At 29.7% G+C, this 11,671-nt stretch carries 2 protein-coding genes; both read right to left on the reverse strand.

Annotated features, from left to right (window positions below; all coding sequences use genetic code 11):
- Positions 1–25: 25 nt before the first annotated feature.
- A complete protein-coding gene (locus ACYEKI_RS03460; protein WP_459209766.1) occupies positions 26–1,630 on the reverse strand; it encodes an MBL fold metallo-hydrolase in 1,605 nt (534 codons plus the stop codon).
- A gap of 366 nt (positions 1,631–1,996) precedes the next feature.
- Entirely contained in the window at positions 1,997–11,575 is a 9,579-nt protein-coding gene (locus ACYEKI_RS03465) for an amino acid adenylation domain-containing protein (protein WP_459209767.1), read from the reverse strand.
- Positions 11,576–11,671: the final 96 nt, after the last annotated feature.

Consider the following 11,671-nt stretch of genomic DNA (forward strand, 5'->3'; position numbering starts at 1 on the left):
ATTCAATCACTTTATTTTTAAAACACTAATATTCAATTGTTTTCTCCCCAAACAGTCGTTCTGCTTCAATATTATTTTTATTACATTTATCTACCAATCTATTTGACTCTACAATTGGCCTTGACTCATCTGTATACTTAATTGAACTTATAAATTCTAACCAAGGTTCTAATCCCATTGCATAAACAAATACATTTTTAGGATTAAAAACATCAATTAGAGCATTTCCTTGATCATAATTACATCCTGCTAACCTTCTAGATTGATCCATATCTCTATCCATTTTTTCGGTTAGCAATGGACCATAAAGCCAAGTTAAAGGAGCTCCATCACACTCCATTCCAAGAAAAACCACATCTACATCTCCCATTATATCATGAACTTTGGTATAAATTTCAGGTTGTATATTGCAGGAATCTGCTGCAAATAAAATTTTCAATTTATTATGAAGTTCTACATGAAAACAAAGTTTACTTCTAACATCCAGATCAGAATGTTCTCCCAAAAATGGTAAGCCAGTAATCATACATCTATCCATATTAATGGATTCCATATCATCTAATTCTATCACATTGTTAAAACCAATATTATTTAACATTAATTTTAAATTTGGATCTTGAAGATTACCTTTACCACTACTTGGAACTACAATATTTTTAATGATATGTCTCAATTGTAAAAGAGTTTCTAACAAGACATGATCTTGATGATTATGAGTAATAAGAACGTAATCTATCTGCTCGGGTAAATCATTAACAGTATATCTATTAACTTCTGTTTCATATCCATCATAGCTAATAACTGGATCTACTAAAATTGATATTTCACTTGTTTCTACTAATACACATGCATGACCAAAATATCTAGTTCTTATACCGTTACCATTATATTTTAAATAATTAGGAGGAGGTTCATTTGTAAAAAAGCTTTCAAATAACTCTCTTTGATTTGAACTTATATCTAATTTAGATGCAATTTCTTCTAAATCTCCAGGTTCTCTCTTCATTTTAAATAATTCATCTATAACATCCTCTTTAAATGGAATATCAATATGAATTAAATCTGGTTCGTTTAATCTAGGTGTACTTAAAACAAAAGATCTATCATTGTCTGCATTTATTAACTGTAAAGAAATAGACTGTGATGACTCATCATAATATTCACTTTTATATAGTAATGCTTCAAAAAATCTATAATTAGGTTGGTTATTAAGATCATAATATAGTTCAACAAAGCCTTTAAGTTTCTCTGGAATTTTATTATATAAAGACTCCATAGAGTAGCCTTTTGCCTCATCTTGTAATAAATTATTCAATTCATGAATATCATTATTAAACTCGAGCATATTTGCTCTTTTTTCAACCGTTTCATTATACAATTCCTTTATTTCTGGCACTCTATCACTTCCATAGTTGATAAAAGGTCCTCCTAACATTTCTGGTTTTTTTACTGCAGCAATATGAATTTTAGAATTTTTAACAAATGATTCCATAATCTTCAAATGTCTATTCTTTATATTCATTGCACTCGTTGCTGGAGATACCAAATGGGGCCATGCATACCATCTATCAATTAAAGCCTCTAAAGCTACATTCAGTTTTAAGTAATGTTCCTTTTTAGTACATTTCATTTTTTTAATATTAATTTGGATTGTATAATTTCTTTAATTCTTAATTGAGTAACAGAGTTATTCAATAGTCCTATTAATTTGATTTATTTATTATCACAGGTTAATTCATTTCACAACATTTCAATACTTTGTCTAATATTGATTCCCTGTTGTTCCTATGATTAAATCTAAAGAGGTCTTTATTTATATATTTTTAGTAGTATTCTTTATAGCTATAGAATGTGGATACTTTACATCCAATTCATGAAGTTCATAATCTATAGCATCTTTTTATAAGAGATTTGTTGAAAATAAGAATCCCATTTTAAGAGGACTTTCTATTAATAAGATAATATTACTGCATCATTTTTGATACCGATATATTGATTAGATAATTGTCGAATCTACAATTTCTCTAGAATCACTCTTTTCTCTTAAAGATATAACCTTTGAAATTTCAAAGGACAGATTTTTAATTGTAGGGGTTTTAAATAAAACTCCAAAATTGATTTTCACATCAAACTCCTTTTGAAGTTTTGACATAATTTTGATTCCTTTTATACTATTGCCTCCTAATTCAAAAAAGTTATCATCAATTCCTATCTTATCTCTTTTTAACACTTCTTCCCAAATAGCCACTAATTCCTGTTCTATCATATTTCCAGGCGCTACATATTCTACCGTTGAAGATATTCCATATTCCTCAGGACTTGGTAAATTCTTTTTATCTATTTTTCCATTTGAAGTAACTGGAAACGCGTCTATTTGAACAAAGTAAGAAGGAGACATATAATCTGGTAAAATTTCTTTTAGTTCATTTCGTAAATATTCAGAACTTAATTTATCATTCCCTATAAAATATGCTATTAATTCTCTTTCACCTTCTTCTTTTTCTCTTACAATAACTACATTAGATTCAATTCCTTTAATTTTAGATAATACATTTTCTATCTCGCCTAATTCTATTCTATGCCCTCGTATCTTTACTTGATTATCTGATCTACCTATAAACTCTATAAAACCTCCTGGTAGCCACTTTCCTATATCTCCAGTTCTATATAAACGTTCTGCTTCTTTAAATGGGTGTTTTATAAATTTTTCTATGGTAAGATCTGATCGCTTAAAATATCCTCTAGCCAATCCATCTCCTCCTACTAAAATTTCTCCTGCAACCCCAACCGGAACTTCTTTTAAATTTTCATCTAAAATATAACAGGTACTATTACCAATTGGACTACCAATTGGAATAGTAGATTCTGAATCTCGTACATTTTTTATATGATAAAATGTTGAGAAAGTTGTGTTTTCAGTAGGACCATAAACGTGGTGAAGATTAACCTCTGGAAAGTACTTTTTAAACTCTTTAACATGACTTACAGAAACCAATTCTCCCCCAAACAGTAAATATCTTAGATATTTTAATCCCTCAAGTTTTGCTTCAACCATATTGTTAAATAAAACTGTCGTAACAAAAAAAGCTGTTATTTCATATGTATGTAAGAGTTTATTTAACTCTTCTAAATCTAAAAATATATTTTTTGGAGCTATAACTATACTACCACCATTTAAGAGAGGCATGTATATATCAAAAGTTGATCCGTCGAATGCAAAATTTGAAAGACCTAAAAACTTATCATTTTTATTAACTTCTATATAATTTGTGTTTTTGACTAATCGAACAATCGATTTTTGTTCTATCTCGACTCCCTTTGGTCTTCCAGTAGAACCCGAGGTATACATTACATAAGCTAAATTATCTGAACTTAATGATAATTCTGGTGGCTGTGAAGGGTATTGAAAATATTTAAACTTTTCTAATTCTGCTTTATCAACACGTACCTTACAACTCGTTTCACTCTCTATAAAAGCAATTCGATCTTCAGGATAGTTAGGGTCTATTGGAACATATGCTCCTCCTGATTTCAGAATTCCTAATATTGATATGATCATCCACTCACTTCGATCTAACGTTATACTAACTAAATCCTCTTTTTCAACGCTATAGATATCTATTAAATAATGTGCTAACTGATTAGATTTCCTATCCAACTCCCTATATGTAAGCTTTATACCTTCACAAATAACAGCTATTGCTTCTGGATTTTTATCAACCTGTTCTGAAAATAAATCCAATACTGTTTTATCTTTTGGATAAACTACCTCAGCTACACTAAACACTTCTGATAACTCGTGTTTTTCCTCTAAAGACAAATAACCTATTTCACCTATTGGAACATCACAGTTATTTTGTAATGAACTCATTAGTTGTTTAAAATGTTGAATAAACTGACTTATGATATCCTTATCATAAATGTCGGAATTATATACTACATTAAACGACAAATAATCTCCTAACTCTCTAAAAACAAATTCTACATCAAACTTTGCTACAACTTTTTCTGTATATTTCAAGGAGTTTAATTCTTCTTTATTTAAAGTAACATCAATAACACTTTCCCCATTATTCTGCAAAACCAACAGGATATCAAAAAGAGCACTCCTACTTGTATCTCTATCTAAGTTTAGATCTTCTACCAATCTATCAAAAGGATACATTTGATGGTTGAATGTAGTTAATGTAGCTTCCTTTAACCTGGAATAAAAAGAAGTAAATGTCTCTTCTGGATTTATCTCATTTCGTAACGGTAAAGTATTCACATAAAACCCTATTTGATCCTTTAAATCCAAATGATCTCTTGCTGCTACTGGAGTCCCTATAATGATATCTCGTTCTGAAGTATATCTATATAACAAAACATTTAAAACAGTTAATAAACCTGTAAAAAGACTTCCTCCATTAGACTTTGAATATTCTTTAATAAAAGATGTAGCCTCCTTGTCTAAATAAGTACTTAGTAAACTACCTTTATATGTCTTTTTTACAGGTCGCTTTTTATGGATCGGTAAATCTAAAACTGGAAGCTCTCCTGATAAATTATCTATCCAAAATTCTCTAGACTTTTTGATTGAATCAGTCTCTAATTGTGATAATTGCCAAGATGCATAATCCTTATATTGTATCGATAACTCGCTTAGTCCAGGTTCTTTATTGTTTTTAAAAGCATCATAAAAAGCTAAAACATCTTTTGATAATACTTCCATAGACCATCCATCACTAATGATATGATGCATATTATAGTAAAAAACAAACTTATCTTCTGATACTTGAAGCATTGCTGCTCTTAACAATGGTCCCTTTTCTAAATCAAAAGGTTTGTACGAATCTTGCTTTATAAATAATTCTGCTTGATTAGGATCATCTTTGAAATCTTTATAAACTACTTCTAAATTAAAATCTCCTGTATTCTTAACTATCTGGCGAATTTCTCCTTCTTCATCTTGTTTAAAAATTGTTCGTAAAATCTCATGTCTATTGATAACTGAATAAATCGCTTTCTCAAAACTCTTAATATCAACATCTTCATTTAAAACAATACTTGAAGGCATATTATATGCAACCGAACCTCCTTCAAACTGGCTTAAAACCCATAATCTCCTTTGAGCATCAGACACTATATAACTAGTAGATTCTTCAACTTTTGGAATTTCAATATAATCTTCTTTTTCACTTTGACTTATTAATAAACCTAACTCTCGTATTGTAGTACTCGAAAATATATCTTCTAAGGCTATGCTTTTCTCAAAACTCTTTCTTATCGTATTTAATAACTTTATTGACTTTATACTATGTCCTCCCAATTCAAAAAAGTTATCATCAATTCCTATCTTTTCTCTTTTCAACACTTCTTCCCAGATAGATACTAATTCATGTTCTATTTTATTTCTTGGAGCTACGTATTCTATGTTTGAAGATATACCTTGTTGTTCTGGGCTTGGTAAATTTCTCTTATCTATTTTCCCATTTGAGGTAACTGGAAATTCGTCTATTTGAACAAAATAAGAAGGAATCATATAATTAGGTAAAATTTCCTTTAATTCACTTTGCAGATATTCAAAACTTAGTTTATCACTTCCTGTAAAATATGCTATTAACTCTTTATTACCTTGATCTTTCTCTCGGACTACAACTATATTAGATTCTACCTCCCTGATTTTAGAAAATGCATTTTCTATTTCTCCTAATTCTATTCTATGTCCTCTTATCTTTATCTGATCATCTTTTCTACCTATAAATTCTATGTTCCCGTCTGGAAGCCATCTCCCCAGGTCTCCTGTTTTATATAATCGTTTACCTTTACTAAACGGATTTGCTATAAATTTATCTTTTGTAAGCTCAGATCTATTTAAATATCCTCTTGCTAATCCTATTCCAGAAATACAAATTTCTCCAATAACTCCATTAGGTTGAAGATTACCTTTATCATCTAAAATATAAATATTAATATTTGATATAGGTTTACCTATGGGTACTTTATCATCTATATTACCATTAAAAATAGTTGCAATAATACTAGACTCTGTAGGCCCGTATGCATTAAAGTAATTAATCTCTTTAGAAAAGTGTTTAGCCATATCTAATGCTATTGCCTCACCTCCTGTAATCAAAGCTTTAAGACATTTTAAGTCCTCAATTAAAAATGATGGAAGTATCACAGGTGGAAGAAACGCTATAGAAATAGAGTTACTATTTATATACTTTGCTAATAAATTAGCATCTCTCTTCATTTTTTCTTCAATAATATAAACACTTGCTCCACTAGATAGAGTTATAAAAATCTCCAGAAAAGAAGGATCAAAAGACATATTTGTAAATTGCAAACATTTATCTTTTTCTGTAAAACCAATGATATCTTTATGAAAAGCTATAGTATTATATAACCCTTCATGCTCTATCATTACTCCCTTAGGTTTTCCTGTAGATCCGGAAGTATATATTACATAAGCCAAGTCACCTAAATCTATAGTAATATCAGTAGCAGTAATTGAGCCTTCTATTTTACTAAACTTTTCTAATTCTTCCTCATCAATACATACCTTACAATTGGTATCCCTTTCTATATAAGCTATTCTATCTTTGGGGTAATTAGGGTCAATAGGTACATAGGTTCCTCCTGATTTCAGAATTCCTAATATACTAATTATCAACTTCTCATTTCGAATTAATTTCACACCTAATAAGTCTTCTTTCTCTACACTGTATTTGTCTATCAAATAATTTGCTAACTGATTTGATCTTTCATCCAATTCTTTATATGTAAGCTCTACATCTCCATAAACAACAGCGACAGCTTCTGGGTTTTTATTAACCTGTTCTGTAAATAAATCCAGTACCGTTTTATCCTTTGGATAAACTACATTGGTTGTATTAAACTCTTCTATCAATTCATACTTATCTTCCTTTGACAAATACTCCAGTTCATTAATTGCAACATTATGATTTCTTTTTAGTGATACTATTAATTGCTTGAAATGTGAAATAAACTGACTAACCATTCCTTTCTCATAAACATCAGAATTATAGATAACATTAAATGACAAATAATCTCCTAATTCTTTAAAATTAAAAGCCAAGTCAAATTTTGACACTACTTTTTCTGTATATTTCAAGGAGTTTAATTCTTCTTTATTTAAAGTAACATCAATAACACTTTCCCCATTATTCTGCAAAACCAACAGGATATCAAAAAGAGCACTCCTACTTGTATCTCTATCTAAGTTTAGATCTTCTACCAATCTATCAAAAGGATACATTTGATGGTTGAATGTAGTTAATGTAGCTTCCTTTAACCTGGAATAAAAAGAAGTAAATGTCTCTTCTGGATTTATCTCATTTCGTAACGGTAAAGTATTCACATAAAACCCTATTTGATCCTTTAAATCCAAATGATCTCTTGCTGCTACTGGAGTCCCTATAATGATATCTCGTTCTGAAGTATATCTATATAACAAAACATTTAAAACAGTTAATAAACCTGTAAAAAGACTTCCTCCATTAGACTTTGAATATTCTTTAATAAAAGATGTAGCCTCCTTATCTAAATAAGTACTTAGTAAACTACCTTTATATGTCTTTTTTACAGGTCGCTTTTTATGAGTCGGTAAATCTAAAACTGGAAGCTCTCCTGATAAATTATCTATCCAAAATTCTCTAGACTTTTTGATTGAATCAGTCTCTAATTGTGATAATTGCCAAGATGCATAATCCTTATATTGTATCGATAACTCGCTTAGTCCAGGTTCTTTATTGTTTTTAAAAGCATCATAAAAAGCTAAAACATCTTTTGATAATACTTCCATAGACCATCCATCACTAATGATATGATGCATATTATAGTAAAAAACAAACTTATCTTCTGATACTTGAAGCATTGCTGCTCTTAACAATGGTCCCTTTTCTAAATCAAAAGGTTTGTACGAATCTTGCTTTATAAATAATTCTGCTTGATTAGGATCATCTTTGAAATCTTTATAAACTACTTCTAAATTAAAATCTCCTGTATTCTTAACTATCTGGCGAATTTCTCCTTCTTCATCTTGTTTAAAAATTGTTCGTAAAATCTCATGTCTATTGATAACTGAATAAATCGCTTTCTCAAAACTCTTAATATCAACATCTTCATTTAAAACAATACTTGAAGGCATATTATATGCAACCGAACCTCCTTCAAACTGGCTTAAAACCCATAATCTCCTTTGAGCATCGGATACTATATAACTAGTAGATTCCTCAACTTTTGGAATTTCAATATAATCTTCTTTTTCACTTTGATTTATTAACAAACTTAATTGCTCTATCAATCTACTTTTTTCAAAAACATCTGCTATGGATAGCTTTACTTTAAAAGTTTTTTGATATTCATTAAGTAATTTTAAAGCTTTTAGGCTATGTCCCCCTAATTCAAAGAAATCATCTGCTAATCCAATAGTATCTCTCTGTAAAATTTCTTCCCAAATATTTACTATTTGTATTTCATTTTCTGTTTTAGGAGCAATATAATTTTGGCTTGTTGCTAATTCGACCCCTCCATTATTTAACAATGCTTTCCTATCTATCTTACCGCTTAAGGTTAATGGTATTTCTTCTACTTGAATAAAATGAGAAGGAATCATGTAATGTGGCATTTTAGCACTTAAATACGCTCTTACATCATTAATGTTTTGATTGGATTCACAAACCAAATATGCTGTTAAATTTGTTTCTCCTCTATTATCATCAACAGGTAGAACAACTGCTTGAGTAACCTCTTGTTTTTGTAGTAAAACATATTCTATTTCTCCTAGTTCAATTCTATGTCCCCTTATTTTTACTTGATTATCCTTTCTCCCTATAAATTCAATGTTACCATCCGGAAGCCATCTTCCCAGGTCTCCTGTTCGGTACAACCTTTCTCCCTGGCTATATGGGTTATCTATAAATTTCTCTCTGGTTAATTCTGATCTGTTTAAATATCCTTTTGCTACTCCAGCACCTCCAATACAAATCTCTCCAACGACTCCTATTGGTACTAATTGTAAATCTTCATTTAAAATACAAATAGATTCATTTTTTAATGGTTTCCCTATAGTTAACTCTGAATCTTCATCTATCAAGGAAGAAGTACTCCATATCGTTGTTTCTGTTGGCCCGTACACTTGTATTACAGTTCCTGGTGCTTCTTTCAGAGTAGTAAACAGCTCTTGATTTAAAGCTTCTCCTCCAACTAAAGCAACTTGAATGTTATCAAGAAAACCTTTTGAAACAGAAACAAGTTGAGAAAACCTTGAAGGAGTAAATTGAATACCATCAACATTTTCGGAAACAATACGATCTATAACCTTTTCCGGATCTATTAAAAGTGAACTCGAAAACAAATCGATAGTAATACCCTGACTAAGAACACCTAATAATTCAATTACTGATATATCAAATGTAAAATTTGTAGTGGCTCCAAATTTTGTAACATTGGAAAAATTAAAGTCAATTGAGAAATTTTGAATAAAAGACAACAAATTATAATGCGTAACCATAACGCCTTTAGGAGTTCCGGTAGACCCCGAAGTATAAATTACATATGCTAAATCATCTCCTTTTATTTCTCGATTTAGGTTCTCAATAGAATAATCAGATATGTTATTTTTAAAGTCCTCCAGTAAACCATCTTCTATAATAACTTCCAGTTGCGTATCCTGAACAATAAAATTCTCTCTTTCCTTTGGATATCGTAAATCTAATGGAACGTATGTACTCCCTAACTTTAAAACTGCTAACATAGAAACAATTAACCATTCATTTCTATCTATTTTCAACCCTATTATATCATTTGAATTAATTGAATGATTATCCTTAAGGTAATGTGCCAGTTGATTTGATTTTATATCAAGTTCTTTAAAGCTTAACGACGTTTCTTCGAAAACTACTGCTAATGAGTCTGGGGATTTTTTTACCTGATCTTGAAATAAATCCAAATATAATTTATCACTGGAAAATTCATATTTAGTATTATTAAAATCCTTTAGTAATTGAGCCTTTTTTTCTTCCTTTAGCAAATCAATTTTAGATATTTCTTGGTTTGAGTTATGTATCAACTCTGTTGTTAAATATTTAAAATCAATCATTAAGTTTTCAATCATTTCTTGTTCATAAACATCTGAATTAAAAACTGTTTCAAAAGAAATATATTCACCTACTTTTTTAAAATTAAGCTGCATGTCAAATTTTGAAGATTTGTTTCCATAATCTATAATTTGATCTGCTATTTCAATAGTATCAGAATTTCTTATGTTCGAATCATCTTGATAAGCAAAAAAGATATCAAAAATAGGATTTCTACTCTTACTTCTTTTTACGTTTAAATCTTCAATCAGGCGATCAAATGGATAGTTTTGATGTTCTAAACAATTTAGAATATTAGTTTTTACACTATTGTAAAATGAGGTAAAATTTTCCTCTGTGTTAATCTTATTTCTTATTACAACGGTATTAACATAAAAACCTATTTGATTTTTTAATTCTAAGTGATCCCGACCGGCTACAGGAGTTCCTGTTATTATGTCTTTGCTTGAAGTATTAAAATATGCCAAAACGTTAAAGACTGAAAGCAAAAACATGAATGTACTACCTCCATTCTTTTCAACATAAGCATCTATTAACTTAGAAGTATCTGCATCTAAAAAGGTTCCCAGAGATCTTCCATTATAGGTTTTAATATTGGGTCTGTTTTTATACCTGGGAAAATCTATCAAAGGTAAATTTCCATTTAAATAATCTAACCAATATTGCTTGTCTTCATCAAATGTAGACTTACTCATTTCTTTCAATTGCCAGCTTACATAATCTTTAAATTGAAATGATAAATCTTTAATTTCGGGAAGCGTATTGGATCTATACGCTTTGTAATAATTCATTACATCATTACCTAGGACATCAGCAGACCAGCCATCACTAATGATATGATGCATGTTATAGTAAAAAACATATTCATTTTCGTCAAGCTGAAATAACAATGTTCTAAATAAAGGCCCTTTTTCTAAATCAAAAGTCTTTACAGAATCCTCCTTTACATACTCATCAAGTAATTCCATTTTATTGTGTTCATTACTTAAATCATTACATTTTAGCTTAAAATTTAAGTCTTCAACATCTAGAATTTTCTGCCGGATTTCTCCTCTCTCATTTTGAATAAATACAGTTCTTAAAATCTCATGTCTTTCAAGAACTGATAAAATAGCTTTTTCAAAACTAATAACGTCATGTTCCCCCAGGAGAGAAACTTTTGTAGGAATGTTATATGCTGACGAACCATCTTTAAATTGACTTGTAATCCACAGTCTACGCTGTGCATCAGAAATAGGATAATCTGCCTGAAAACCAACTTTTTCCACCTTGTTTTCAGCAGATTGCAAAGATTTATCGCTTACTTTAAGAGTACTTATCAGTTCTTGTTTATATAACTTTAATTCTTTTTTATCGTCTACTGATAGGTTATTTATATTTCCTCTTAGTTTTAGTTGAGCCTGGTCTTCACTTAATGCAATCTTTACCCCCTTATCTAACAAGTTATTTATTATATTTTTAATATGTTTCACACGTTTAAATTTTAGTAATTATGTAATAATCGATCAATTATAAAATTGAGAACGTGTACTACCACTTCGTTCTCTCATTAAGAATTTTAAATCCTG

This window comes from Aquimarina rhabdastrellae, from assembly GCA_947387485.1.
Classification (GTDB): Bacteria; Bacteroidota; Bacteroidia; order Flavobacteriales; family Flavobacteriaceae; genus Aquimarina.

Coding starts and splice junctions, on each gene's coding strand:
- ACYEKI_RS03460 (WP_459209766.1), bottom strand. CDS start 1,630: ATGAAATGTACTAAAAAGGAACATTACTTAAAACTGAATGTAGCTTTA.